This is a genomic window from Streptomyces sp. NPDC014894, assembly GCF_043080985.1.
Classification (GTDB): domain Bacteria; phylum Actinomycetota; class Actinomycetes; order Streptomycetales; family Streptomycetaceae; genus Streptomyces.
On record NZ_JBIBWD010000009.1, the window covers coordinates 300,649 to 325,934 of the forward strand.

Here is a 25,286-nt window from a genome sequence, read left to right on the forward strand (position 1 = left end):
GTGCGCGGGATCACCGGCGGCCCCCGAGGGACCTGCCCGGGGCGCCCGGCGGGACGATGCCGCCGGAGACCAGGCGAAGCGGTGCCTGGGCCGCCCGGGGTGGAGCGGTGCCTGGGTGGAGCGTGGTGTTCAGCTCGATCACCGCGTTTCCGCCGCCGGCCCAGACGTCCAGTGCGTGCCATGCCTCGTCGAAGAACTCGGTCACCATCAGATCGACGGCAGCCAGGTTCGGCCGGCTGTCCACCAGGTGATCGCGGAGCTGTTCCATCAGACGGTCGTGCTCGGACTCCAGGGTGCCGACCGCACGCTCCAGCGCGGCGATCTTCGACGCCCAAGCCTTCCGGGACCCCTCGGGGAGCTGGTCGAGCTGGAAGGCCGCGGTGTCGAGTATTTCGCCGGCATGGATCTGGACGGGGAGGAACGCGTCCCACAGGGAGCGGTCGCGGCGGTGGGCGGCCCAGCTGTACGCGTCGACGTCGACGGGCCAGCCGTCATCTCCCTGCTGCTGGGCGGAATCGTGTTCGAACGCGTTCATGATCGCCTCCGCCTGGCGGAGGAAGCGGTCGAGCCGGGCGAGATGGGCGTCGGGCTGGGTGATCGGGTCGATGGTCGTTCCTTCGGGCTTTGATCGGCCCGCCCCGGGGCTGGTGTCCGGGGCGGGGCGGGGGATCTTCCACGGCGGTCCCGGCCGGGGGTGTCAGGAGTTCTGGCGGCGATGCGTTTCGAAGAGCGGCCCCCAGTAAGTGGGGATGGCCGGGGGATCGCGGCGTTCGCGGTCGGCCGGCGGGGCGGGACGAGAGGAGCGGCGGATCAGGAATCTGGCCAGGCGGCGCAGCCGGGACGGTGTGGTCGGGGCCGGGGTGAGGTCAGGGATGGGAATGGCTCCGGATGAGGTTTCGGATATGTGGTGGGGGCTGGGAACGGCGCATTCGGCCGGGGTGGTCAGTGGCTGTGCCGGGCAGACCCGGTGTGCCCCGGAGGTGGTGGGGGAAGCACGGGGTTCCGGGCTCGGGATCTGGGGCCTGCGCGGTGCGCGGGCGGGACTGGTGGGCCTCGCACAGCACGGTGACGGGGTCGACGACGGCACTGCGCTGGGGCGATGTCCGGCACGCTGTGGTCCCGTTGCGGCGAGGTGGGGCTCAGCGGCGCGCGTGGGTCTGCCCGGCGTGCGAGTACGGGGCTGTTGGGGGTGTGGTGGTGCGGGGGCGAGCCCTGGTCCAGTTGCTCCGGGCCCAGACAGCGGCGCGGGCGGCGGTGATGCGCGCCTGCTGCCACGCGGACAGCTCTGCGGGCCGGACGGAGACGGAGGTGGTGCGGATCCGGTTGCTGGGCGGGAACATTCCGCGGGGCCGCATGACCGGCTGCGGGTCGGCGAGGGCCGCGCTGAACGATTCCACCAGGTGCATCGGGGTGGTGGGGCTGAAGACCGCGTGCCACGCGGTGCCGTGCTCGGTGCGGGCCGAGGCCCACCAGTGCGCCTGGCCCGCGCCGGACTCGTGCCACTGAATCCAGGCGTTCTGGTCCGGGCTGACAGCGGTGACGTGCGGGCCGGGCTTGGCCTCCCAGCCTCGGCGTTCCAGGGGTGCCCACGGGTTGGGGGCGTGGGCGGAGCGCGGCTGGGTGAGCGCGTCGGTGAGTCCGGCGACGATCTCCGCGGGGGTCTGCAGGCCGAGGGTGGCGTGCCAGGCTTCCTGGTGGCCGCTCGCTCTGCCCCGGATGGTCCAGCCGCCGGGCCGGACGAGCGGGTCGAAGCCGAGACGGACACTCTTGTCGGGGCTGTCGAAGACGATCGGTCCGCCCGTCCTGGAGAGGTCTTTCCAGCCGGAGGCGCGCAGGTACTCGGTCACATGCCGCAGGTCACCTCCGCCGGCCAGGTACCGGGGCTCGATGAGGTAGTGCTGCTGGGGCCGGGCGTTCCACTCGTCCCAGAACTGCTTGCTCACCGGCCCCTCCCCGGCGCGGACCCGTCGGCGGGCTTCGGGAGCGGGGCCGTGCTGCCGGCCGCCGTTCGCCGGGCGAGCTGCCGGAACGTGTCCGCGTACCCGTCGAGGTCCAGACCCACGTCATGGAGTTCGTTCGCGGCGCGGCCGAGGGCGAGCCATACCTCGGGCGGGAAGACCCTGTTCTCGGTGCGGTCCTTCGCGTAGTGGGAGGCGGCGGCCAGCAGCGTGGTCATCCGGGCCAGGACGCCGTCGTCCGGATCGAAAACCGTGGCGATGATCTGGGCGGCCTCGTGGGGCGCGGACTGCGAGAGGTGTACGGCGAGCTGGTCGATCTCCCGGGCGATCTCCCCGGCGAGGCGTACGTGGTAGGGATTCGTGTCGGTCATGGTCCTCCCGGACACAGATAGGGGGCGTTCAGAGGTGCTGGCCTCGGCGGGCTTCGTGGAGGGCCGCCCAGTCGGCCGGGGCGAGCGGATGCGGCCGTCCGCGGCTGACGGGGGTGCAGGCGCGCAGATAGCGGCGGACGAGGAAGACGGCCGGCCGGGACGGCCGGGACGTACTGATGGACGGGGGCGTGCGGTCGGGGATTGCCGGGACTCCAGGAAGAGATGGTGCGTGCGGTGGAGGCGGCCGGGCCCTGCTGCGGGGCGGGGCCCGGCCGGTGGTTCAGGCGGTACGGCCCGAACGGGTTCCGCCCACCGCCGGTGTCGGCCCGGCGACCGGTGAGGGAGTGGGTGCCGTGCCCGCCGGGGGCACGCTGCGGCTCCGGTACTGCGCGACGACTTCCTGATAGGCGGCTGGGTCGAAGACGTCGTCGGTGATGTTGACGATGTATCCGGCCATGAGGAGGGTGGGGACGACCCGGGTGGCGAGACGCTTCTGCTCGGCCTCGGCAAGGTCCGCGGGGACCTTGTGCCACACATAGGCGGGGCCCGCGGTGGCCAGCGTCTGGCGCTGCAGGCCGAGTTGGTCGAGCAGGGCCAGGAGCCGTTCCGGGGCGCCGGTGGCGGTGTCGGCGTGGATGGTGTTGCTCAGCGGTTTGCGGTAGATCTCGACGTCGGAGCCGGATTCGTCGGCGCGATTGCCCAAGGGAACTCCGTAACGGGGTGTGCGGTCATCGCCGGAGAGCTTTCGCTGCGGTGGGGGCCGGCGGAGCGGTGGTGGTGAGGGCGGACGCAGGTAGCCGTGTGGCGGCGGTGTCCATCAGATGTTCGGCGGGGGAGGTGTCCTGCCCGCCGGCTTCCAGGCGCTGGAGCCAGTACCACCACAGGGGGCGCATCGCCTCCGTGAGTCGCGGCAGCAGGCCGGACGGGGCGCCGATCTCGGTGAGGAGATCGGCGACGGCACGGTCGTCGTCGGCCGTGTCGGCGCGTTCCGTGAGCTGCTGGAGGTAGCGATAGGCCGCCTTGTCGGTCGCAGTCGGGAGTGGCGAGGACGTTGAGGGCAGGGTCCAGGTGAACGCTGAATCCGGCGAGCAGCAGAGCGTGCGCGGCTGCGGTCGCGCCCTGGCGCTGCTGGTCGACGGGGAGCGTGTGCGGCTGGCGGTGGTAGGGGCCGCGCGGCCCGGACGCGGACACGAAGTGCCCGGTGGCCTGCAGGATTTCCGCGGCTTGCTCGTCGCCGCCGATCGCGACGACGGGCTTGGTGCGCGGGTCGCGGCTGATGGTGACGTAGTCCAGGACCAGGAACACCGGCTCGCCCTCGCCACCCGGACGGGTCATCGTGTGCGCGGGGCGGTTGTGCGCTGAGGCTGCGCCGCCGGAGCCGCAGAGGTGGGTGCGAGGCGGTTCGGCGGATGGCGTATCACGGTGCCGATGTCCAGCGCGGTCAGCTGAGCACTGACGGCCTGGGCGGCCTGCGCCTGGCGGGTGGTGTCGTCGCCGGACAGGACGAACGCCTTCTCGGCCGGGTCCCATGCGAAGCCGTTGCTGTGGAGGACGGCGGCGGCCTTCTGGCTTTCGGGCTTCGCGGCGAGCATCCCGTCGCCGAACCACGTCAGGGTCACCTGCTCCTGGACCGCGCGTGCCGGTACGGGAGGCGGGTGTGCGGCGTTGTGCTGGACCTGGGCGAGGGCCCTGTCGTAGCGCGGCAGCAGATCGACAGCGATGTTCTCCGCCGCGCGGGACGGGTCGTCGGGGACGGCGATCCCATCGGGTTCGCGCACCCCCCGGAACGCCTCGGGAATGATGGCGGGTGGGGCCATGGCGGCGACGAGGAACTCCTCCTCGGCACCAGGTCGGCCGATCACGTACAGGCGTGTTCCGTCGTCGCGGGTCAGCACCGCGTCCTGCCCCAGCACCATGGCGGCGACAGCGCCGGAGACGAGGTTCATGTCCCACACGGCCTCGGCGTGGGAGAACTGCTCGGGATAGTCGGTGTGCTGGTGGTAAGCGCTTCGCCAGGTGCCGGGGAGTTCGTCGGCGAGGGCGATGGCGAACGACTCCAGGTCGTGGGTGTCAGGGGTGTCGGGCAAAAGGTTCCTCTGCGGGTGGGGTCAGCGGTGGCGTCCGGCCGCGGCCGGAGCGGGTACGGGCGGGATACGCGGTGAGGGGAGCGGTGGGCAGGCGCAGATGGCGGAGGCTTCGCGTTCGTCCGGGGGGATTTCGCCGCTGCACACCGACCGTGTCGGGTGGGGCGTGTGGCGGTCGGCGAGGCCGGTGCGGATACCGCGCAGGTCGGCGGCGACGGCGCCGAGCCCGTGCACGGCGAGGTAGCGCAGCCGCTCGGCCGTCGGTCCGTCCGCAGGATGGCCGAGGTCCTGGTGGAAGTCGGCCGTGGCGGCGAGAACTGTGGCGAGTCCGGCGAGAACGCCGTCGTGTGCGGCCGTCACCTCGGCCAGAATGTCGGCGACCTCGTCGCTGGTGGTAGCCGCCCGGATGCCGTCCGCGAGGTTGCCGACCTGGGCGCCGAGGGGGAGACAGCGCGCCTCGCGGGCTTCGGTGTCGAACGCTTCGTCGCACTGGAGGGGATGGCCGACGGCACGAAGCCGGGCGACGGCGCGGGTGGCCAGCCGTACCTCCTCGCCGTGGTCGAGGCCGGTGGGCAGCCGGTGGTACTGCTCATGGGTGCGCACGACGGGGACGAAGCCGGAGCGTTCCAGAATGCTGTGGGCGTCCGGGTCGCCTCCCCGGGCGAGGACTTCACCGGAATGCTCATCCCGCTGAAGGGTCAGGAAGCGGTGGGCCAAGGACAAGGACGGCTCTCTGTTCGTTCAGGTCCGGGAACGGTGTACCCGGGCCGCGGGCGGTCGGGCGGCGGAACCCGATGACGGCGGGGCGCTTCGGTCCGCGCGGGTCAGGGCGGCTGCGGTGACGTCGAGGTCCTGCTGGAGGGCGTGAAGGCGGCGCGCGGTCCATTCCAGACGCTGTCCGGCCTCGGGCCCGTACCCTCCGGGCAGCTCGGCGAGGCGGTGTGCGCAGTGTTCGACGAACCCGCGCACCATGGCCAGTGGGCCGTTCGTCTCGGCGGCCGGCTGACGGGCACCAGACCGATATGCGCACCCGCGGCGGCGACGTTGACTCGCGCATCCGCGTCCGGCTCACCGGGGCGGTGAGGGGCGCGGAGCCCGAGGTCGGCTTCGATCCGGCGGGCCTCCGCCGCGAGATGCCGCGGGAGCTGGGAGGGCTGGTTCTGCCAGGCGCCGTCGAGGCGGATCAGGCTGGCCAGGAGGTCGAGGCGTCCGGGCTGGGCCTGGACAACGATCCAGCGGCACGCCTGCTCGTCACCCGGCGGTGCGATGCCGCTGGCGCGGGCGAAGCGGTGAGCGATCTCCTTCCACTCCGCCGTCTCCAGTTCGCGGTCCCCGGGATGGAGTTCGACCGACAGGTGGAAGACCGGCTCGCGGTTCCCCCGGGCGTCGGCGGTGAACGGGAACTCCAGGGCGGGGTCGTCGAGGTGCTCGGCCCAGCCGACGGAAGTCCACCCCTCCTGTTCGCCCTCGGTGTAGTAGTCCAGACGGTTCCAGTGAGCCACGACCGTGTGGCTGGTGCGGCCCTCCGTCTCGACAACGGGACGGCCCAGCGCCTCTTCGAGAGCGTCGGCGGCCAGGAGGCTCCGCCCCCACATGCGGGGGATCACCGGCCGCTCCGCGCGTCGTCGGTGTGCACCAGCTGGTTGAGCACGGTGACCGAGTACCAGCCGCAGTCCACCGGCTCACCCGCCGAGATCAGCTTCGGCAGGAGGTAGTCCTCCATCGCCCGCAGGTGGATCAGGCAGTCCGGGCACCGGCGGGAGGGGTGGATCATGTAGCGGGGGTGCGCGGTGACGTAGGTCTGCCGACCGCCGGACGGGTTGCGCAGCCGCCATCCGTCCTCGTCCGTCGGCGTGTGCCACGACGGGGTGACGACCGTCATCGCCTCACCCCACAACTCCCCGCCCGCCACGCCTTTGACGACCATCACGTGGTCGCCGGGACGGAAGTGCTGATGGGTGATGTCCCGGTGGGGGGTGAGGACGTCGTCGGGAACATACGGCGGGCGGGAAGCGTGGGACACGGCGGAGTCCTTCCACAGGGCGCGGGTGGCGGTGGGGAGGATTCAAGAGTCCGCAGAATCCCCGGTTTCGCGAACCGGGCATCGTCGTCTATAAAGCCCCGTGTCTACCGGTACGGGTTCTCCGTACCGCGGTCCGTATCGGTGGCTGCGTCGAGGAGTTCGGGCAGGTCAGTGCCGTCGGCGTCGCGCTGGTCGATCCACCACCCGGCTCGTGAGACGGTGCGGGTCTTCTCCTCCAGGACGGCCCAGTCGGCCTCGTCCCAGGTCCCTTCGGCGACCAGGGCGGTATGGGCGGCGGTCATCAGCTGGTGACGCGACCGCTCGCCCCACGCCAGTGCCTTCTCCGGGCCCTCCAGCGGCGGCATGTCGAACTGTCGGGCCCATGCGGCAGCTGATTCCTGTTCTTCGGCGCGCTTGGCGGCGAGCCATTCCTCCCGGCTGGCTGTGTCGCTGTCGCGGGCGGCTTTCCAGCAGTCGGTGCAGTCCCGGCCGGCGAGCCAGCGGGCGAATCCCGCGCGCTTGTCGGCGGGGCGGCCGGACAGGTCGTGCGTGATCTCGTGTCCACAGGTGTGGGCAACCGTCCAGCTTTTCCGGACCCCCGGGGAATTCCGTTTGGTGGGCGTTGCGTTCGAGGTCGGGCTGCTGGTCTGGGGCTTCAAATCGAGTGCCTTTCGTTGGCGGTTGGGGTGGTGGCCTGCGTCGTTGCGGAGGGTCGTGCATCAGATGCACGATTCATGCGGCGGACGGAGGTGGTCCGGAGCGCTTGGCGGTGGTCTCGGGGACGCTTCCGCCTTCTGCGTCGTCTCAGCGTGTCCTGCGGATGGCGTCTGTGGCCGCCGTGGCGATGGCGACGGGTGCGCTGGAGGGCTGGGGCAGGTGCAGCAAGGTGGTCCCCGGCAAGTGGCGGGATTCCGTGGTGAGGGTGAGCTGGAGTACGGCGCAGCCGGCGGTCGTGAGTTGCTTGACGCGGGTGACGGCTTGAGTGGTTTCGTCGCTGTTGTACCGGGCGTCGGTGACGATCACGAGGAGGCGGCCGGTGCCGGGGCGGCTGAGTTTGAGGCCGTGGTCGAGTGCGTCGATGGCGTCGCCGAGGTTGTGGTGGCCGCCGTTGGCGTCGAACGTTGTCACGCGCTCTGGTGCTCGGTGGGTGGGTCGGGTCAGTGCGGTGAGGTGCCTGTCATAGGCGATGGTGGCGGTGAGGGAGTCGGGGTCGGTCAGGGCTGCTGCGCGTGCCACGATCCAGGTGGCGGACGCGACGGGCGCGCAGGCGGCACGCATGGAGCCGGAGACGTCGACGGCGATGCCCACACGCAGCGGTGGGGTGGGGGAGTTCCGGCGGCGGGTGTGGGTGAACGGTTCCGCGGTGGGGACCGATCCGGCCGCGCGCTGAGCGTCGCGGGCGAGGGCCGCGCGCATGTTGAGGCGGCCGGGCGGGGTGGGGCTGGTGGTCCGCTCCTCGGTCCGTTCGCGGTAGGCGGCGGCGCGCAGGGCGCGGCTCAGGCGCGCGGCGGCACTCTGCTCGGCGGCGGTGGGTCTGCGGGTGCCGGTGACCGGGTTGCCGTGGGGCGCCGGTGTGCCGTCGGGGGTGACGGTGGTGCCACGGGCGTTGAAGACCGACTTGGCGGTGGCGGCGGCTTTGCGTCGCCGGCCGGCCCGCTGGGCGCGGTCCTGAGCCTGCGCCTTGGACTGCGCGGCCATGGCGTTGGTCGCTGCGGCCTGTGCCGCGAGGTCGGCGGCGTCGGTGGCTGCCGCGCTGTCCATGACGACCCCCACGGCGCCGGACAGCAGATCGGTGAGGTTCTCCGGCACGGGCAGGGCGGGGGCCGCGGTGTCCAGAGCGTCGCACCATTGTTGAGCGTGCGCGAGCATGGTCGTGGCGTCGTGGTCGGCGCACTGGTGGGCTGCGGTCCAGATGCGGGTGAGGGTGGCCAGCAGGTTGGCGCCCAGCACCTTTTCGCACAGATCGGCGACGGCCCGGGTCTCGCCGGCGTCCAGGATGCCGACGTCACGGCGGCCGAGGACCAGGGCCGCCACGGCTGCGGCGTGCTCGATGCCCTTCAGGGTGGGGTGGGCGATGTCGGGCATGACCAGGGTTCGGGCACTGGTGCGCAGGTACGTGCGGTCCGTGGGCCGCCTGGTCAGGTGTGCGCCTTCCACGCGGCTCTCCTCCAGCAGGAGCGCGGCCTCGACGACACGGGGGTCCGCTCCGGCAGGCTGCGTCCAGACGGAGTGGGCCGCGTGCGCGGCCTCGTGGACGAACACTCCCCAGGCGGCGGGATACCGCTCCTCGTCGCCCACGATCCGCGGACGGATCTCGTGGGGCTTCAGCGGGGCGAACAGGCCGGCGTCGAACTCGACCTCGCCCAGAGTGGGGAAGAACGCGGCCGGTGCGCCGCTGCGCGTGCCGGGGCGGCAGGTGACGAGGAGGTCCTGGCGGCCGGAGAGGGCGACCAGCCGGTCGCCGAGTTCGGCTCCCACGCGCAGCCACGCGTCCGGGGAGGAACGGGGTTGCGCGGGCGGGGCGCCGTCGTCGTCCCATCGCGCGAGGTCGGCGTCGCTATCCGGCGTGGTGGCGGGGGACTGGACGTGGTGGTGGGCGCTCATCGCGAGCGGCCCCGGTGTGCGGACCCGGTGCTGCCCGGGGGCTGCCGGGCGGCTGAGGCGGGGAGCTGTTTGCCGAGGGTGAGGGGAGCGATCTTCTTGACGCCGAGAGTCTTGATGACGGCGGCGGCGACGGCGTCGCGATCCTCCACAGGAGCGATGCCGACGAGGTTCGCGAGCGCGGCTTTGGTGCCGAGGACGGCCTCGGTCTTCTGGTAGCTGAGCAGTTCCCGCAGTTGGGGGGCCCAGCCCAGCTCGCCGAGTTCGACTTGGCGGGAGAGGTGTCGGGCGACCCGGACCACCCGGGCATCGATCCTCAAGGCCAGGGCGAGGTCGTAGTCCGTGCCGATCTGGATCTGCACGCTGAACCGGCTCGCGAGCGCCTCCGTCAGAACGGCCCCGTGGACGCCGGGATTGTGGCCCGCCACCACGTAGAAGCCCGGCTCGGCCTTGATGGTCTCGCCCTTGTGGGCCTTGACCTGGATCTGCCGGCGCCCGTCCATCGCGGGATACAGCGCCGCCAGGACCTTCGGTGAGATCAAGGTGGCATCGTCGATCAGCAGGGCGCGGCCCTCGGTCATCGCGGTGACCAGGGGACCGTACTGGAAGACGTAGGCCCCCGCGTCGTCCTGTGTGTACTCGCCGACCAGGTCGCCGACCGTGGTGTCGCCGTCGCCGGCGACGGTGAGCAGGTCCGGGAACGCCGCCTCGACCAGACTCGTCTTGCCGGTGCCCGGAGGGCCGTAGAGCAGTACCGGCACGTCGGCGTCGCGCAGGCGATTCAACGCCTCGACGTCGGGCAGATCGGCCAGCTCCCGGGGGTGGTAGAGCTGGCCCCCCGCGCGGCGGATCGGGCCGGTCTGCCGGGGCGTGGCTGCTGCGGGAAGGGTCGTGCGGGCCGTGGCCGCCTGGGCGCGGGGAGAGTGGGTGCCCGGTGGGCTGATCACAGCGGTCTGCGCGGCTGCGGCGGTTTTCCCGTTCGCCCGGAACTCCGGCTGTCCGGTTCCGCCTTGGTCGGCCTCGCCGCGTCGCACCAGGGTGAGGGCGGCGTTGCGGACGGCACCGTGGGAGTGGCCCAGATGCCTGGCCATGTCCCCGATGGTGAGCGTGTCCGCCGGCCGGTCGGCCAGCAGCCGGGCCACCTTGGCCCGTAGTTCGCCGCCCTTGGTGCGCGCTGGACTGGTGGGCGTTCCGGGTGTGGTCAAGAACGAGGCCCCTTCAACAGGTGCGGTTGCGGGCGGGGTTGGCGATGCGCCGGAGAGGCTGGCCGCTCCCGGAGCGGATCACGGACTGTGCCGACATCGGCGACCGGGCCAACCGGGGCGTACCGTCGGCGCTCACCGGCCGACCGAGGGCTCGGTCCAGGTGCAGGGAATGGCCGGCGACGAGCAGCCCGCTGGCTGCCGAGCAGGCCCGTGCGTCCGCTCTGTACCGGGTTCCGTCGCTCGGCAGGCGCAGCCCGGCGTCTCTTCAAAACCATCCTGGAGCAGGATCCGCCGGGCGGCGGCGTTGTAGCCGGTGGTGGTGATCTCGCCGGTGATGGTCTGCCGGATCGTCATGAACGGCTCTGCTGGTGCTTCGGGCAAGGCGGATCTCCTATCGGTGGTGGCGGGAAAGCGGTGGGGTGTTGGGTGAAGGCGAGGCGGGCCCGGAGCTTCCAGCACATCAACGGTGCGTGGCTGGACCACGAACGATGGGCAATGACTGCCGACATGCTCCAGGGTGGGCCTCACCGCCCCGCAGCGCGGTGACACCGGGCCGCGTTGGTCAGCGGCGGTGCGCGGGCGCTGTGATCGGGGGCGCTGTGGCGGGCAGTGCGGTGGAGATGGCCGGATGGCCGGGCCCGGGGTGGCGGTGGGGGCGCGGTGTGCGGTGGGGCGGCAGCACCGCCACGGTGGAAACCAGGTCATCACCGGCGGCGGCCAGTTCGGTGGTCAGAGCGCCGAACTGCCGGGACAGTGCGCTCAGCCGTCCTGCCACACGTTGCGCGTGCTGGGTGCCCAGGGCCTGCGCGAACTCCGCACAGACGCTGACGAATTCCTCCAGGCGGACCAGCTGGCCGCGCGAGACGCCGAAGCGTTGCACGGCGGTCTCGATCGCCTCGGCCACGTCGGAAGCCCGCCGGGCCTCGTGCACATCGCGGATCAGGTCCTGGAAGCTGGTTTCAGGGGAGTGGACGCGCTCGGCGTACCGGGAGACTCCAGGGCGCAGGACGCCCGCGGGCACGGGCTGGGGGCTTGCGTCGATGGCTTCCATCTCGTCCCCGTAGTGGCCCAGGACCAGCAGATCCGGGCCATCGAGGTCTCCCGCGAGCGCCACGGTCGTGTACGTCTCGTCCTCGTGCTGGAGCGCGGCGATGGTGATGAGCTGATTGATGCGGTCGTACCACGAATCGTACGGATCGAGGCGGCCGGACGCCCGTGCCACCCGTGCCATCTCGGTCCACTCCCGCTGCTCCTCGCCGGACAGGGCGGGGCCCGGTGGGGTGCGGTGCTGCTCGGCCAGGTCGCAGACGGTGCCCGCGTGTTCGGCCCAGGTCGCAAGGAAGGGCCACATGGCCTGGTGCCGGCGGCGGGCGGTTTCACTGCCCGGCTCGTCCGGTGAGCCGGTCAGGATCTGCTGGAGTTGTGCGGCGGCGTGATCGAGTTCGTCTAGCCCTGTGGTCCACCCGGCGTGGTGCCGGGCGGGCGGCATTCCATCCAGCGCGGTCCGCGCCGCCGTGAGCAGGGCTGCGGTGTGCGGCAGGAGGTGGGCCAGGTATGCGGTGGCGGCGTCCTGGTTGCGTTCCGCGACGGCCTCGGCGGCGGCGTGGGCGTCGATGATGGTGCCGTGCCGGTTGCGCAGGTCATCGAGGGCGGTCTCGCAGCGCAGGTGGATGACCGAGAACCGCAGGGCATAGCCGCGGGCGCGGTCGATGGCGATGGGGGTGCTGTGGGGGATGTGTCCCTCCCGGGTTCAGCGGCGGTGGGGGTACGGATCGGGGTGCAGGCCGAGGTCATCGGCTCCGGGCGGGGCGGGAGACGGCGGGTGCCGTGGCCGCACGCTCGGGCGAACGGGGCGGTGATGTGACCGGTGCGGGTCCGAGTTGAGGCGGGCGCGCGGCGGCTGCTCGAACGATTCTGCTGCGGGGCGATGCCGCTCGGTGGGGCGTGGTGCTCTGGTTGCTGTCGTTGGCCGGGTCCAGCGAGTAGTCGGCGTAGACGGCGAAGCCCCGCGCGCGCAGGTCGTGCACGGCTTGGCGGGTGCGCCGGATGCCGTCGGCTTCCGGGGTGGTGAGCCGGTACAGCCCCGGAGTGCCGGGGACTTGCTCGAACTGTTCGCGGGTGAGGTACCAGTCGGCGAGGTGGATCGGGGTGTGGACGGTGGCGGTGGCCACGAAGCCGTGTTCGGGGTGCGTACCGAACACGAAATGCGAGGAAGGATCCATAGGCTGCGGGGTCCTTTGTGACAGGTCAGCGATGGGGGCCGGCACCGGTGCCGGCGGCGGGCGCGGGCAGTGCCGCCGGAGTGCCCTGGGCGAGAGCCGGGGAGCGGGTCCGGGGTGCAGCGTCGCGGGCGTGGCGGGTGAGGGTGTCGCCGTCGGCCAGCCAGGTCTGGATGGCGGGCCACGCCTGCCGGCCGCGATGGGCTCTCGCCTCGGGGTCCTTCTCCGCCCGGATGAGGACGGCTGCTTCCTGCGGGTCCTTGTGCGCCGGCTGCCAGTCGGGGAGGAGTCCGGCTCCTGTCTCCAGTGCTGCCCGGAGCCGGTCCAGCGCGGCCCGGTCCCGGGAGGGCCGGCGTTCGGGCGGGCACTGGGCGAACAGGAAGGGGGCGTGGACCATGAACTCGCGGAAGTCGTACCAGAGGTCCTCAGCCACGGAGCCGTCCAGGGGGCGGGGCTGTCTGCTGCCCCGGGCCGGAGCGGAGCTGCACGCCCGCTGCCGCTGGACGATCGCGCGGGCGCGTGCGAGGGCCTGCTCGGCGGCGTCGATGCGCCGGTAGTGGATGGCCTGGTGGTAGGCGGGCAGGAACTCTTCGGTGATCGCCTGCGCGGCGGCATCAGCGGTTTGGGGGAGCACGATGCTGCGCGGGGCGAACGGGCACTCGTCGTTGTCGTCGAACGGGACGGGGGCGAGAGCGCCCAGCAGGTAGCCCTCGGTGTGGCCGGGGCGTTCGACGAGCATCAGGTGGACGCCCTCGCCGTTGCCGAGCTGAGCGGCGCAGGGAACCCGCTCAGTGCGCACCGCCGTGGCGAGGGGGCCGGCGTCCCAGAGCCAGGGCACCAGGTCCTCCTGCCACACCGGGTGGCTGTAGATCTCCAGGGTTGCGGTCCATGCGCCGGGCAGGCCGCGGACGATGGCATCGGCGGCGTCGCCGATGTAGGGGCGGCTGCTCGTGGTGATCGAGGTCCGGTGGCGGCCGGCGATGACGACCAGCTGCGCCAGGGTGTGCCGGGTGGCGGCCGGGTCGGTGTTCGCCAGTGTGTAGACGCCGCCGTCACCGCGAGTGAAACCGGCCAGCCGGAGGGCGGTTTCGGCCCACGGATACTTCTCGCCGCCGGGGATGGCGACGATGCCCGAACGGGCACTGACCGAGAGGCTGATCTGACCGGGGAGCGAAGGAGAGGCCATGGTGGGCTTGCCGGTCAACGGGTGCGCGGCTGGTGCGGGGAGCCGGGCGCCCGCGGGGGGAGCCCGGGGCCGCTGCGCGGGGGCTCCCCAGCCGTCGGCCGGACTCGGCGGGCGGTGACCAGGCGGGCGAGTTCGGGATGCTGCGCGAGGGCGGCGGGCCGCACCAGCGGCTCGGGGGCCAGGGTCTCGTTCAGGACGGTGTTGACGATGAACGTCGGCGCCTCATAGGTGAAGGAGATGCCCCAGAGAGGCCCGGCCGCCGGGGTGGCGGCGAAGACATGCCAGGCGATGCTGTCGTCCTCTTGAAGGGGCGGCGCGTCCGTGCCGGAAGGCCGGCCGATCATGGCGGCAAGCCCGTCCACGGCCTGGATGCCCACCAGCCCCAGGCCCTGGGAGAGTTCCCACCGTTCGTCGACATACAGCTCGAGCATCTCCGGCTCGGTGCCGATTCCGTAAACCAGATGGTCAGCGTCGGCTTCCAGGCCGCGGGCGACGGCTGCGGTGAGGGCGGCAAGGATCTCGACGGGTGCGGCTCCGGCGACGTCGGCCTGCCAGCGGGCGGGAGCGTCTGGTCCGGTGCGGGCGGTGATCGTCAGGTGCAGGCCCAGGCCCTCGGCGGTCCGGTCGTGGCGGATGATGATCCGTTCGCACGGGCTGGTGGCGGTGGAGACGTACGTATCGGAGGCGAGGGACCAGGCGTGGGTCCGGGCGAAGGACTCCAGGTGCTGGCGGTGCTCGGTGGGTGGGCTGGCCGCGAGGTAGCGGGGGGAAAGGTAGACCGGCTCGTCGGGGGCGAGGGGCTGCTGGGCGGACATGGGAACGGCCTTTCGGGAACGGGCGGGGTGTGGCGGGGGCTAGCGGAGCCGACCGGGCTTCGGAGGCAGAGGCGGCAGAACAACGCTGTTCACGGAGCTGGCTGTTGTCCGCGCCGTCGTACCCGGTGTCGGCAGAGGGCTCAGGTCGCGCATCTGCACCGAGGCGAGGTGGAGTTGCTCGCCGAACTGCCGCACGTCCGCCGCGGCGTCGGTGAGGTCGTCTCGCAGATCGAAGCCGTCGTCGCTCTCGGCGTCGCGAGCCTTCTCGGCGGCGGCCTCGAAGAAGTCGGACGGCTTCTCCAGCAGCCCGTAGTGCGGGTCGAGGATCTGGTCCAGTAGCGCGGCGGCCCTCGTGTACGAGTCGGTGTCGTTGAGCTGGTCGGTCACGGACTGCAGAAGCCGTCCGAGGAGGTAGTCGTCGGGGGAGCCCGCAGTCGGCATGGGTTCCGGCGACGGACGGGCGCCGGGGACGGCGGGCGCGCTGTCGGCCGGGCTGAGGCTGTAGCTGTCCGTGGTGCCGTAGGTGATGTGGGACAGACGGACGCCGTCGCCGAGGGCGATACCGACGCCGGCTTCGGAGGATTCGAGGTCGGCCAGTCGCGAGTGGGCATGGCCCGCGTTGTCGGCGCGCAGCGTGAGATGCAGCGTGCCGTCCATCGCCACGTCGAAGGCCCGCCCTGGCTGGGTCTCTTGGGAGAGTTCGGTGAAGTCCATGGGTGCTTCTCACAGATAGATCGGGTGAGGTGGTGGTTCTGGACGGCGGGGTCCGCTCTCGCGTGGAATACGGGACCCGGGTGATGTCACCGCGCTCGCCGTGGGGGCGGCTGCCGAACGGCCGGCGTGGCGGCGGGACTGCGCAAGGGGGCGAGGAACTGTTGCAGTTCGCCGTGGTTCTTCAGCAACGCGATCGTCCGGTCGGTGGCCTCGGCCGCCCGGCGCAGTTCGGCCCGGGCCTCGGCATGGTCCACGACCATCCGCCCCTGTCTCCGCCGGGCATCGGACGAGCCGCCCGCGGGGGCCGGGGCGGCGGAGGCGAGGGGAACTGCCGACCGGCGGGAAATGCGACCTCAAATCCCTCGCCGCCGAGGCCGGAGTGACCCGCACCGCGTTCTACCCCAAGAAGAATCGCGACGGCACCACTCGCCCCGGCACCTACCAACACCTTGCCGAGGAATTCGAACGACGCCGCAAACTCCTCCTGGACGCCGGGGCCATCGTCGACCCCAGAACCGCGCAGATCGAACGGGTCAAGGGTGCGAACACGAAACTCAGAAGCCAACTGGACCAGCAGAAGACCGAAATCAGCGAACTCGAAACGTTCAAACTGCTCGCCCAGCACCTGGAGATCGAACGCCTGCGCACAGAGGCGTCGGCAGGAGGCAAGGTCACCACCCTGGCCATACGGAGGCCAACCACCGGGCGCAATATAGAACATTCGACCTACGGGTGAAGGATCTCAAGCATCTGGATCGAAAACTACGGCGAGTGAACGTTAATTCAATGCGCGATTGGACGGACGCTAGGGGATGTTAATACGGTTGGCGAATCCAATCCTTTGAGGAAGGTGTACGGGAATGACTGAAAGCGCACAGTGGTCGAAAATCGACGCGGGTACTCAGGTGGGCAACCACGCGTGGTTCTTCCGGGGCGATCAGACCGTCCGCTACGAAAAGGACGACAAGGCGGAACTCGGCCCGATCGCCTCGCCGTGGCCGGGGCTCGTCAACACCATCTTCGCCCGTGATCTGGACGCGGTGTCCAACGCGGGCAACCACTTCTGGTTCTTCAAGGGAGACCAGACCGCGCGGTACGAGACGGACGACACGCTGGAAAGCGGGCCGATCACCAAGTACTGGCCCGGTCTCAGCGGCACGCCTTTCGCCGACGGCGTGGACGCGGGTACTCAGGTGGGCAACCACGCGTGGTTCTTCCGGGGCGATCAGACCGTCCGCTACGGGAAGGACGACACGGTGGAGGTCAGCTCGATCGTCTCGGCGTGGCCGGGGCTCGTCGACACCATCTTCGCCCGTGATCTGGACGCGGTGTCCAACGCGGGCAACCACTTCTGGTTCTTCAAGGGAGACCAGACCGCGCGGTACGAGACGGACGACACGCTGGAAAGCGGGCCGATCACCAAGTACTGGCCCGGTCTGTCAATTGTCCTGAAGCCCTGACACACCTCCCTCTGCGGCTGGCCGACTGGCTTCATCAGCGTCTCCCCGGCCGGCCGCAGAGGACCGCTGGGAATGTGACTCCTGTTACCCTCCCGCAGGCGCTCAAAGCGACAGTATGTGTCCTATGAACGAGACACACGCTGCCACCTCGGTCCCCGGGCAAAGAGACGTGACCTGCGAGGGACACGATCTTTGCGGAAAGAAGCTGGGCTGCGGAGCAGTCGTGTGTCGCGGCGGCAGCCATCTGTTCACGGACCTTGCCGTCCGTCTCGTGGGCCAGGAGGCTGCTCTGGTCCGCGATCCCGATCACGGTCGCCAGGTGCACGGCGGTGCGCGACAGGTCCTGTGCCGCGGCGACGTGCCGGATCAGTGTGCCGAACAGCGGGGATGAGGGGACGCGGCCGGTCTCGTCGAGGAGTTCGAGCCGCGCGAAGGCGTCACGGAGGCCGGCACTCAGTGCCTGGAGATGTTCTGTCATCTGCTCGGTGGTGGGGGTGGGCATCGGTCCTCGTCGTGGGTGGTGCGCCGGAGTGTGGAACCGGCGGGGTTTCTAATGCATCCGGGCGTCTGTGTCGAAAAGCTGCATTTCGTGCGGATGTAGAAGGTGTTGAACGACGAACGACCGTCCGGCGACCCGCCACAGGCCGCGTCCCCGGTTGAGGTGGGCGATGGCCTGGGTTTCGACGCTGGTGAGGCCGAGGAGGGCTGCCGCGGCCTGGAGCTGGTCGTTTTCCTGGCGGTAGATGATGCGGGTGGAGCAGTCGGCGAGCAGTCCCTCGGCGAGCGCGCGCCCGCGGGACCCGGCGTCGCCGGCGGTGAGCAGGTCGGACAGCCGGTGGATGACCATGAGGTTGGCGATGCCGAGGCCCCGGGAGAGCTTCCACTGGGACTGCATGCGCTGGAGGAGGCCGGGGTGGCGCATGAGGCGCCACGCTTCGTCGTAGACGATCCAGCGCCGGCCGCCGTTCGGGTCGGTGAGCGCGCTCTCCATCTAGGCGCTGGCGCAGGTCATGGCGAGGACGAGGGCGGTGTCGTCGCCGGAGCCCCCGAGGCGGGACAGGTCGATGGTGAGCATCGGGCTGCTGGGATCGAACGCCACGGTGCTCGGCGCGTCGAACATCCCGGCCAGGTCTCCATGGACCATGCGGCGCAGTGCGTGGGCGAGGTCGCGGGCGGCGTCGCCGAGCCGCCCGGACATGGTGCCGCCCGCGATGTCCAGCAGACCGGAGTTGTTGAGGGTGGACGCGATGTCGCCGAGGAGCGGGGCCCGTCCGGTGGCGGCGGCGTCGGTGACGACGGTGTCGAGGGCGACGTCGAGGGCGGTGTGCTCCATCGGCGCGAGGTCCCGGCCGAGAACGGTCCGGGCCAGCGATCCGAGGAGCAGGAGCCGGCGTTTGCGGATCTCGGTCGCCCAGTCCGTCTCCGACACGCTGATCGGGCGGGGTGCCGCGTCCAAGGGGTTGAGTTTGCCGGGAAGCCCGGGGCCCAGGGCGATGGAGGTGCCGCCGAGTGCGGTGGCTACCGGGGTCCATTCGCCCTTCGGGTCGCAGGGGACGTAGACGCGGTAGCCGAACGCGATGCTGCGGAGCGCGAAGGACTTGGCCAGGGCGGACTTCCCCTGTCCGATCACCCCGGCCAGCAGGACGTTGGGGTTGGTGAACCCTTCGACCTTGCCGTAGAGGGTGAACGGGTCGAAGGAGAAGGCGGCTTCGGCGTGAACGTCCCTGCCGATGTAGATGCCGTCCGCGCCGAGCCCGCCTTCGGCGAGGAACGGGTACGCACCGCTGGCGGTGGCGGTGGTCATACGGTGCGCGGGGAGCTTGAGTTTCGAGCCGCGGGCGGAGGCGGGGCCCGGCCGGCCGGCCGGCCCGTAGAGCGGGGGCGGAGTCTCTTCTCCGGCCGGCTGCTGTCCGCCGGGGTGGGCCGTGGCGGCGGCGCGGGCCTGGGCGGTGGCTTCGGCGAGCTGGCGGCGGGCCTTCTTTCGGCCGGCGCGGTCCGTTCCGTGCGGGGTGAACAGCGGGCTGGCGGAGGCGCGGCGGGCGCGGCGGGCGGGCCGGTGGTTCATCGTGGGCGGCTCGTTTCGGCGTGGCCCGCTCATGAGGCGTGGGTGGTGTGGCCGTGGAGCGGGGTGAGGGAGGCGGGGGTGGTCTTGCGGCGGATCGCATGTCCGGCCGTGAGGTGGCGCTGGCAGACGGTCAGCACGGGCGGGCCTTCGGGGAGCCGTTCCGGGTCGCAGTCCGAGCCGCTGCCGCCGGGTGTGGCGGGCAGTGTGTGGAAGGCGTCGTGGACTGCCGCGCCGGCCTGCCATATCCGGGTGTGGGCGGCGGCGAGCTGCCGTCCCGCCGTGGGGTGCGGGGGCCGGATCTGCTCGGTCAGCTGGTCCAGGAGTTGGTGAAGGACGGTGAGATGGGCGTGCAGGGTGTCCAGGTGGGCACGGTCCGCCGGCCGGGGTGCGGTGGGACTCCCCTTGGTGAGGGCGCGGGCGTGGTGGCGCAGGCCGGCGGTCGCGGCCCGCAGGTAGGGGGATGCGTCGGGGGGAGAGGTCAAGAGGGTCCTTGGTGCCGGGACGGCTCATGGTGCGGAGGGGGCTGGTGCGTTTCTGCGGACTGGAATGCCGTGGTCAGCGGCCGGTGCCCCGTGACGGGCCGGAGGGGCGGGAAGGGGGAGGCCCCGGGGCGGGACGCGAGGGGGTGCTGCTCGGTGGGCACCAGGACTGCTCGTGGCGCAGATCGTGGAATGTGCCGGGTGCCGCCGTGCCGGCGTAGCTCTGTTCCGGGACGAAAGCGACGTGACCGGTGGGGTCGGGCGGATCGTCGGGTCCACGGGTGTCCACCACCCACTGGCGGAAGGACGGAAGCCGCGTGAGGGCGTCGTGTGCGCCGGCGAGGTCGGTGCCGTGGACGGCGAACAGCCAGGGGCTGGCCCCGTCCTCGTGGCCGGGCCCGGTGAACGCGAGGGTGAACGTGCGCTGAGGATGGGCCGCGACGAGACGTTCGAGACGGTTCACGACGAGGTCGAGCGCGTCACTGGCTTCGACGGCGGTCGTCAGGCGGACTTCCTCGTACTGCGGGTACCGGTCTTCGATCACCTCCCGATCCGGGGTGCGGTGCTCGTCGAGCTGGGCTTGGTGGCGGAGGAGCATCTCGCGCAGGGGGCCGAGGAGCGCCCGGATTTCCTCCGCGAGGATTGGTTCAAGGTGTGGTGTGGTCACAGGGCGATCCGGGCGAGGGGGAGGGCGGCGGTGGTGAACGCGTCGGGCTGCTGGAAGTCGAGCCGTCGCAGGTCGACCTGGGCGGATCCGGCGGCGGTCTCGATCTGCGCGCACGCGGCGTCCAGCGCGGCGTCGGTCGGGGCGGAGACGGTGAGCAGTCCGGTCAGATCGACGTCGGAGTGCCCGGCGATCAGCTGCCGCTCACGGTTTTTGGCGTCGGCGTACTCGATGCTGTCGGCCTCGGAGTCGACCATGCCCCGGCGCCTGCGCTCCGCCGCGTCGGCGATGATCGTCGCCTTGGTGCGCTGGACATCCCGCAGCGCGGCCTCCAGCGTCTTGGGCACGTATATGAGGGAGAGGCTGCGGCGCACTCCGGCGGTGAACATCAGCCCGTGGAGGAACCCGGCGCTGGTTTCGGTGCGGGGCCAGTTCTCGACCCAGAAGGTCGCGTGCCGGGCGGAGTCGGTGATCACCCGGTCGCTCTCCTCGACCTGGACGACCGGGCCCGCCGCTTCCGGGTCTGCTTCGGCCCGGCCGTTCTCGGACCACTGCTGCAGCCGCGACAGGGATGCCGGGTCGTAGGCGGTGCGGATGACCGCTGCGATCTCCGGGGCGGTGAGCCACCCGGCCACCGTCAGCCCCGCACCACGTGCGGCCTGTGTGACCGAGGAAGTCGTCTGCTCCATCACCGTGAACGCACCGGGCAAGCCTCCGCCCGCCTGGCTGATCAGTCTCTTGGCGGCCTTCAGGTTGAGCGAGATGACGAGGTAGGACTCGTGGGGGGCGGCGGCCGGTCCGGCGGAGGCGACGAGGTCGGCATACACCTGCCCGGCGACCGGGGTGTCGGGATGGCCCTGCTGGACCCAGTGCCGGGTCAGGGTGTCGCCGGAGTCCGGCACGGTGCGCTCCAGGACCTGGATCGCGGCGATGTGCCCGGTGCGGGAGACGCTCGCCAGCGCCCGGCCCCAGCCGCTCACGTTGGCGTTCTGTGTCGCGGGGTCGAGGAGCGCGAACGCGCGGGAGGAGATGCGGGCGACGGCGGTCAGGGTCTGGCGGTGCGGGTCGTGCACCGCGGCGGCCTCGGACCCGTGGGGGGTGACGACGCGGAGTGAGGCGGCGGTACCGGGCAGGTGCAGGACGCCGTCCTGCCGGGGCCGGGACACCGGGCGGGCGAGCCACTTAGTCTGCCCGGAACGCCGCCGGAACAGGTAGCGCAGGACGATCGGGGCCCAGTCGATCAGGGACCGGCCGTTCCGCTTCACGAAGACGAGGGCGGCGACCGATCCCCAGAGCGGGGCGAGAGCCAAGGCACCGGTGAGGCCGGTGGACACGACGGTGACCATCAGCAGGGCGAGCGCGGCGGAGACCAGGGTCAGCTGCGGCAGGGACAGACCCAGGAGGATGCCGCGACGCGAGCGGTGCGGAAACTTCACCGTCACCGGGGCTGGAGATGCGGAGAGTTCAGACAAGGGGGAACCGTTCCAGGAAGCGTGGGGCGGGGCCGGGCGGAACACCGCAGGTGGATTGTTCGCCGCGGTGCTCCGCCCGGCAGGACGACGGAAGGTCAGGAGCCGGTGGGCGAGGGCGGCGGGCTCGCCGGCCCGCCGGATACGCTCGGACCGGTGCCGGCCGTGGTGTCCGGCACGGGCGCAGCTCCCTGCGGGGGCGGCGGCGCGGAACTGGCCGGAGCACCCTGCGGTGCGGGCGCCGTGGGCGTTGCGGCATCGGCCGGAACCGCTGACCAGCTACCACCCTCCTGATCGGCGGCCGTCGGCGACGCCGGACCGGCCTGCTGCCCGCCGGATCCGGATCCTTCGCCCGGACCCGGGCTGACGGGGGCTTCCTGGACAGCCTGCTCCACGCCCTTGGCCATCGTGTCGGCAGCGGGAGACACGCCCCCCAGGCCACCACTGCTCTGCCCCTCACCCTGCTGCCCACGGCTACCGCTGTCGGCGCTGGTGGACGAGGAGGCGATATCGCCCGGGAACCCACCGTCGGCGAAGTCCGGACCCTGCGGCGCGCCACCTCCCGCGGCTCCTGCGGCACCGGCCGCTCCGCCGGTTCCGGCGGTCGCCGCCATCGCGGCGGCCTTGCGCCCCGCGCGTTCGGCATGCTGCTTCGCGAGCTGCGCACCGGCACCACCGGCACGGTGGATGTCCTCGCCGTTGGTGCCCTCGGCGGCCCAGTGCACGAACTTGAACGTCGCGTACGGGCAGAGCAGGAACAGCATCATGATGACGATGCCGGCCATGACGTCGGCGAGGGCGGCGAGGCCGTCGCTCGCTTCGGTCTTGCCCATGGCGGAGATGCCGAGGAGGAACACGACCGTCATCAGGAGCTTGGAGACGATGAGGGTGGCGGTGGCTTCGATCCAGCCGCGACGCCACCGGCGGGTGGCCTCCCAGCCGCCGCCCGCCGCGGCGAACACCGCGAGGGTGACGAGGACGAGGATGCCGACCTTGCGGACCATCATCACGCACCAGTACAGGAACGCCCCGATTGCGGCGCCCAGGCCGGCGAACACCATCACCAGCCAGCCCAGGCCGGTCAGGGCACCGATCTGGTTCACCTTGACCATGCGCCGTACGGCGTCCTCGATCGAGGTGCCGGCAGCCTTGAACAACCCGTCGGACAGGGCGTCGGTGACCTCGATGGCGACGGTGGTCAGGGCGATGGCGGCGAACGCGAAGATCACACCGGACGCGGTGCCGGTGAACGCCTGTGTGAGGGCCTGACCGTCACGTTTCATCGCGGCCCTGATGAGCTGGGCGGAGAATGTGGCGACGAGCACGATCAGGCCGATCGGCAGCAGGGTCTCGTAGTTGTCGCGGAACCAGCCCGCGTTCAGGTCGATGTTGGTGGTTGCGTTGACGGCGTCAGCCGCGAGGTCAGCCGCCGCGGCGGCGAGTTCGCCGGTGGACTTGGCCATCCAGTTGCCGATCGCGGCACCCGGGTCGGACACGAACTTCGCGGCATCGGCGACACCGCACACCGTGTTCGCCAGGGGAAGATCACAGAAATCCATGAGGGACACCCCCTCCTCTCGTGGTGGCGGTTACGGGGCGACGCGGGGAGCGATGGAGACGAGTGCGCAGTCCGCGCTCGGGCGGCACTGGACGGCGAGGGTGACCGAGCGGTCCTCGGCTCCGCCCCCGCCGCCCTTCCAGGTGATGGACTGCTTGCCGGTGGCGGTGACGGCGTAGATGTACGCCTCACTCAGGGCCGTCGGGTTGTCGGCGAGGGCCTGCTTGAACGCCGACGGGAATGCGGCCTGGCCGACGGTCGCGGTGGCGTACTGGGCGTTGTCCCCCATTCGCGACCACAGCACCGGATCCGGCACCTGGGCCTGAACCCCGCTCCAGTCGCTGTACTTCGCCTCGTCCGTCATCCACGCCCGCATCCCGGCGAGCTGCTGGTCACGCGTGGTGGTGCGGGTGTCGTAGGACCACAGCATCGCCGCGGCGGCCTTGCCGAAGGCCAGCGGATCGGCGATCTGCGGCGGCGCCGCGACCGAGCCCCGGTCCGGGCCCGGCGACGGCTTGCCCTCCTTGTCCGTGAACGGCACGGAAGGGTCCGCGGGCGCGGAGGGAGCAGAGGGCTTGGGGCCCTGGTCGCCCCGGCCGGTGACGTAGGCGGCGAGGCCGGCGACGGTGACCAGGAGGGCGAGCACGGCGGTCACGACCGCGACGCGGCGGTTGGCCGACCAGTCGGTGGTGTGACGGTGCAGTGCGGCCGTGGTGCGGGATCGTTTCACTTCAGTTGACCTGCGTTCCCAGGGCCGAGAAGAAGGCGACGATGCCGTTCGCGGCACCGAGGCCGAGCGCGGCGCCCGCGGAGACGAGGGCGCCCTTCTTTCCGTTGGCCTCGGCCTGGTGGCCGCCGGAGTGGTGGCCCCAGGCCCAGACCCCGAGGGAGACGGCCAGGGCTCCGACCACGGCGATGATCCCGAACATGTTGATGCTGCTGACGACGTTGCGGAGCACGTCGAGACCGGGCAGCCCGCCTCCCTTCGGCGTGATGCCCGGGTCGAAGGCGAGATGGGTGACGCGGTCTGCGAGAGACATGGCTATGGCGAAGCTCCTTGCGTGCACAGGCAACCGGGCCTGCGGGAAACAGGGGAAGAGGAGAGGGGGAAGGAGGGCGTCAGAGGACGCGGCGCACGGTGAGGATCGTGGTGTCCTTCACGGGCTCGACACGGACGTTCGTCCCGGTCCGGGGTGCGTTGATCAGGAGCCCGGAGCCCATGTAGAGGCTGACGTGCTCGGGCACGGCGGCCGTGCCGCGGGAGAAGATCAGGTCACCGGGGCGCATGGCCTTCGCGGAGACGGCCTTGCCCTCCTTGACCTGGGTGTACGTGGTGCGGGTCAGGGTGACGCCGGCGGCGCGGTACGCCTGCTGGGTGAGGGAGCTGCAGTCGCAGCGGCCCATCGGGTCGGGCCCGCGAGGGTCGGTGCAGGTCCCGCCCCACTGATAGGAGGTGCCGAGCTGTCCCATCGCCCAGGTGATCGCCTTGCGGGCCTTCGGGTCGGCGTCCTTCGGGATCTCATACCCTTCGGGCAAGGCGCCGTCGGGGATCGGACCGAAGCCGGAACCGTCCTCGCCGGGCACGCACCCGGCACCGTTCCCGGAGGGCTCGTCCGGCGTCTCGCCGGGGGCCTCGCCCTGGTCGGGGAGGATCTCGGCGATGGCCTTCTGCAGTGCCCGGGACAGCGGCTCCCACTGCGCGTACGCGTCGGGGAACCCGGACTTCTGGACGGCTTGGGCGGCCTGGGTGACGGTCATCTGCTGCCAGCCCGGGGTGTCCAGCAGCCCTTCGTAGAACTTGGTGGAGGAGTAGACGGGATCGCGGATCTGGTCGGGGCTGCCCCAGCCCATGCTCGGCCGCTGCTGGAACAGGCCGAGTGAATCGCGGTCGCCGTAGTCGAGGTTACGCAGCCGGGACTCCTGCAGCGCGGTGGCCAGAGCCACGACCTGTCCGCGCTCGGGAACGTCGAGCGAGATGCCGGTTGCGACGATCGTCTTCGCGTGCGGAATCTGCTCGGCGGGCAGTTCGAGGCCCTCGATCCTGATGTCCTGGTCGGTGCCCTCGCCGCCGAGGATGGCCGCGACCTGTGCCGCGACCGCCTCGGTGTCGATGTCCGTGCCGGTGGTGCAGGAGGTGTGGTCGAGGGCGGCGCTGCTGTCGGACGCGACCACGACGGCAGTCCCGGCGAGAAGGAGCGGCGAGAGGCAGAAGACGCCGATGGCGGCGGCTGCGGCCTTCAACCGGTGCAGCCTCCCGCAGCGGGTTCGGCCACCGGTGGCCGGCCACCGGGAGTATCAGAGCAGGGGGGTGTCATAAGGGGCTCCTGGAAGTGAGGTCCGGCCGCGGTGGTGTCCGGTGTGAGAGGGCCGCGGGCCGGTGGTGGGGACGTCGTGGGGCTTATCCGGACGGCGAGT

General features: G+C 71.5%; 29 protein-coding genes and 1 pseudogene. 3 read left to right on the top strand and 27 right to left on the bottom strand.

Features of this window, described 5'->3' with window-relative positions:
• Positions 1–10: 10 nt before the first annotated feature.
• The 4 genes from ACF089_RS22975 to ACF089_RS22990 form a co-directional block, all read right to left on the bottom strand.
• Positions 11–535 (bottom strand): hypothetical protein, encoded by a 525-nt coding sequence (locus ACF089_RS22975; protein WP_392029400.1) that lies wholly within the window; start codon positions 533–535, stop codon positions 11–13.
• A 604-nt stretch (positions 536–1,139) separates the two neighbouring features.
• A complete protein-coding gene (locus tag ACF089_RS22980) occupies positions 1,140–1,943 on the bottom strand; it encodes a DUF317 domain-containing protein (protein WP_392029402.1) in 804 nt (267 codons plus the stop codon).
• Positions 1,940–2,329: a hypothetical protein gene (locus ACF089_RS22985; protein ID WP_392029404.1), complete on the bottom strand. Its 390-nt coding sequence runs from the start codon at positions 2,327–2,329 to the stop codon at positions 1,940–1,942. Before ACF089_RS22985 ends, ACF089_RS22980 begins: the two co-directional genes overlap by 4 nt.
• A 280-nt stretch (positions 2,330–2,609) precedes the next feature.
• Positions 2,610–3,032: a hypothetical protein gene (locus tag ACF089_RS22990; protein WP_392029406.1), complete on the bottom strand. Its 423-nt coding sequence runs from the start codon at positions 3,030–3,032 to the stop codon at positions 2,610–2,612.
• Between the two features lie 365 nt (positions 3,033–3,397).
• Between ACF089_RS22990 and ACF089_RS22995 the strand changes: the two genes are divergently transcribed.
• Positions 3,398–3,691 carry a hypothetical protein gene (locus ACF089_RS22995; protein WP_392029408.1) on the top strand — a complete coding sequence of 98 codons (294 nt, stop codon included), beginning with the start codon at positions 3,398–3,400 and terminating at the stop codon, positions 3,689–3,691.
• On the opposite strand, the gene ACF089_RS23000 is transcribed toward ACF089_RS22995, so the two are convergent.
• From ACF089_RS23000 to ACF089_RS23065, 14 genes are all read right to left on the bottom strand, one after another.
• The gene (locus tag ACF089_RS23000; protein ID WP_392029410.1) at positions 3,661–4,416 is read right to left on the bottom strand and encodes a hypothetical protein; all 756 of its coding nucleotides are present in this window, start codon (positions 4,414–4,416) and stop codon (positions 3,661–3,663) included. The two genes, ACF089_RS22995 and ACF089_RS23000, sit on opposite strands and share 31 nt — an antisense overlap.
• Before the next feature lie 21 nt (positions 4,417–4,437).
• Entirely contained in the window at positions 4,438–5,136 is a 699-nt protein-coding gene (locus tag ACF089_RS23005) for a hypothetical protein (protein ID WP_392029412.1), read from the bottom strand.
• 101 nt (positions 5,137–5,237) lie between these two features.
• Positions 5,238–6,020 (bottom strand): relaxase/mobilization nuclease, encoded by a 783-nt coding sequence (locus tag ACF089_RS23010; RefSeq protein ID WP_392029414.1) that lies wholly within the window; start codon positions 6,018–6,020, stop codon positions 5,238–5,240.
• Positions 6,017–6,436: a hypothetical protein gene (locus ACF089_RS23015; RefSeq protein WP_392029416.1), complete on the bottom strand. Its 420-nt coding sequence runs from the start codon at positions 6,434–6,436 to the stop codon at positions 6,017–6,019. Before ACF089_RS23015 ends, ACF089_RS23010 begins: the two co-directional genes overlap by 4 nt.
• A gap of 104 nt (positions 6,437–6,540) precedes the next feature.
• Positions 6,541–6,990 (bottom strand): hypothetical protein, encoded by a 450-nt coding sequence (locus ACF089_RS23020; protein WP_392029751.1) that lies wholly within the window; start codon positions 6,988–6,990, stop codon positions 6,541–6,543.
• 250 nt (positions 6,991–7,240) lie between these two features.
• Positions 7,241–9,040 (bottom strand): hypothetical protein, encoded by a 1,800-nt coding sequence (locus tag ACF089_RS23025; protein WP_392029418.1) that lies wholly within the window; start codon positions 9,038–9,040, stop codon positions 7,241–7,243.
• A complete protein-coding gene (locus tag ACF089_RS23030) occupies positions 9,037–10,179 on the bottom strand; it encodes an AAA family ATPase (protein WP_392029754.1) in 1,143 nt (380 codons plus the stop codon). Before ACF089_RS23030 ends, ACF089_RS23025 begins: the two co-directional genes overlap by 4 nt.
• 195 nt (positions 10,180–10,374) lie before the next feature.
• A complete protein-coding gene (locus tag ACF089_RS23035; RefSeq protein ID WP_392029757.1) occupies positions 10,375–10,596 on the bottom strand; it encodes a hypothetical protein in 222 nt (73 codons plus the stop codon).
• 208 nt (positions 10,597–10,804) lie between these two features.
• Positions 10,805–11,731 carry a hypothetical protein gene (locus tag ACF089_RS23040; protein ID WP_392029420.1) on the bottom strand — a complete coding sequence of 309 codons (927 nt, stop codon included), beginning with the start codon at positions 11,729–11,731 and terminating at the stop codon, positions 10,805–10,807.
• A 301-nt stretch (positions 11,732–12,032) separates the two neighbouring features.
• Positions 12,033–12,464: a hypothetical protein gene (locus tag ACF089_RS23045; RefSeq protein WP_392029422.1), complete on the bottom strand. Its 432-nt coding sequence runs from the start codon at positions 12,462–12,464 to the stop codon at positions 12,033–12,035.
• A gap of 25 nt (positions 12,465–12,489) precedes the next feature.
• Entirely contained in the window at positions 12,490–13,647 is a 1,158-nt protein-coding gene (locus ACF089_RS23050) for a hypothetical protein (RefSeq protein WP_392029424.1), read from the bottom strand.
• A 14-nt stretch (positions 13,648–13,661) separates the two neighbouring features.
• Positions 13,662–14,462 carry a DUF317 domain-containing protein gene (locus ACF089_RS23055; RefSeq protein WP_392029426.1) on the bottom strand — a complete coding sequence of 267 codons (801 nt, stop codon included), beginning with the start codon at positions 14,460–14,462 and terminating at the stop codon, positions 13,662–13,664.
• Positions 14,463–14,501: 39 nt separating this feature from the next.
• On the bottom strand, positions 14,502–15,176 hold the full coding sequence (locus ACF089_RS23060; protein WP_392029428.1) for a hypothetical protein: 675 nt from the start codon (positions 15,174–15,176) through the stop codon (positions 14,502–14,504).
• A gap of 86 nt (positions 15,177–15,262) precedes the next feature.
• Positions 15,263–15,436, bottom strand: a complete 174-nt coding sequence (locus tag ACF089_RS23065; protein WP_392029430.1) for a hypothetical protein — start codon at positions 15,434–15,436, stop codon at positions 15,263–15,265.
• 119 nt (positions 15,437–15,555) lie between these two features.
• Here ACF089_RS23065 and ACF089_RS23070 point away from each other — a divergent pair, with 119 nt between their 5' ends.
• The gene (locus ACF089_RS23070; RefSeq protein WP_392029432.1) at positions 15,556–15,912 is read left to right on the top strand and encodes a hypothetical protein; all 357 of its coding nucleotides are present in this window, start codon (positions 15,556–15,558) and stop codon (positions 15,910–15,912) included.
• 124 nt (positions 15,913–16,036) lie between these two features.
• A complete protein-coding gene (locus ACF089_RS23075; protein ID WP_392029434.1) occupies positions 16,037–16,636 on the top strand; it encodes a hemopexin repeat-containing protein in 600 nt (199 codons plus the stop codon).
• 34 nt (positions 16,637–16,670) lie between these two features.
• Here ACF089_RS23075 and ACF089_RS23080 read toward each other — a convergent pair whose 3' ends face one another.
• From ACF089_RS23080 to ACF089_RS23120, 9 genes and pseudogenes are all read right to left on the bottom strand, one after another.
• A complete protein-coding gene (locus tag ACF089_RS23080) occupies positions 16,671–17,138 on the bottom strand; it encodes a hypothetical protein (protein ID WP_392029436.1) in 468 nt (155 codons plus the stop codon).
• Between the two features lie 48 nt (positions 17,139–17,186).
• Positions 17,187–18,701: pseudogene (locus ACF089_RS23085) on the bottom strand (ATP-binding protein).
• 29 nt (positions 18,702–18,730) lie between these two features.
• The gene (locus ACF089_RS23090) at positions 18,731–19,183 is read right to left on the bottom strand and encodes a DUF6238 family protein (RefSeq protein WP_392029438.1); all 453 of its coding nucleotides are present in this window, start codon (positions 19,181–19,183) and stop codon (positions 18,731–18,733) included.
• A gap of 73 nt (positions 19,184–19,256) precedes the next feature.
• Positions 19,257–19,847, bottom strand: a complete 591-nt coding sequence (locus ACF089_RS23095) for a hypothetical protein (RefSeq protein ID WP_392029440.1) — start codon at positions 19,845–19,847, stop codon at positions 19,257–19,259.
• Positions 19,844–21,316: an SCO6880 family protein gene (locus tag ACF089_RS23100; protein ID WP_392029442.1), complete on the bottom strand. Its 1,473-nt coding sequence runs from the start codon at positions 21,314–21,316 to the stop codon at positions 19,844–19,846. Before ACF089_RS23100 ends, ACF089_RS23095 begins: the two co-directional genes overlap by 4 nt.
• 95 nt (positions 21,317–21,411) lie before the next feature.
• A complete protein-coding gene (locus ACF089_RS23105; RefSeq protein WP_392029444.1) occupies positions 21,412–22,872 on the bottom strand; it encodes an ATP-binding protein in 1,461 nt (486 codons plus the stop codon).
• A 30-nt stretch (positions 22,873–22,902) separates the two neighbouring features.
• Positions 22,903–23,601 carry a hypothetical protein gene (locus tag ACF089_RS23110; RefSeq protein WP_392029446.1) on the bottom strand — a complete coding sequence of 233 codons (699 nt, stop codon included), beginning with the start codon at positions 23,599–23,601 and terminating at the stop codon, positions 22,903–22,905.
• 1 nt (position 23,602) lies between these two features.
• Positions 23,603–23,911, bottom strand: a complete 309-nt coding sequence (locus tag ACF089_RS23115; RefSeq protein WP_392029448.1) for a DUF6112 family protein — start codon at positions 23,909–23,911, stop codon at positions 23,603–23,605.
• 79 nt (positions 23,912–23,990) lie between these two features.
• Positions 23,991–25,112, bottom strand: coding sequence for a C40 family peptidase (locus ACF089_RS23120; RefSeq protein WP_392029450.1), 1,122 nt, complete (start codon positions 25,110–25,112; stop codon positions 23,991–23,993).
• Between the last annotated feature and the right edge of the window lie 174 nt (positions 25,113–25,286).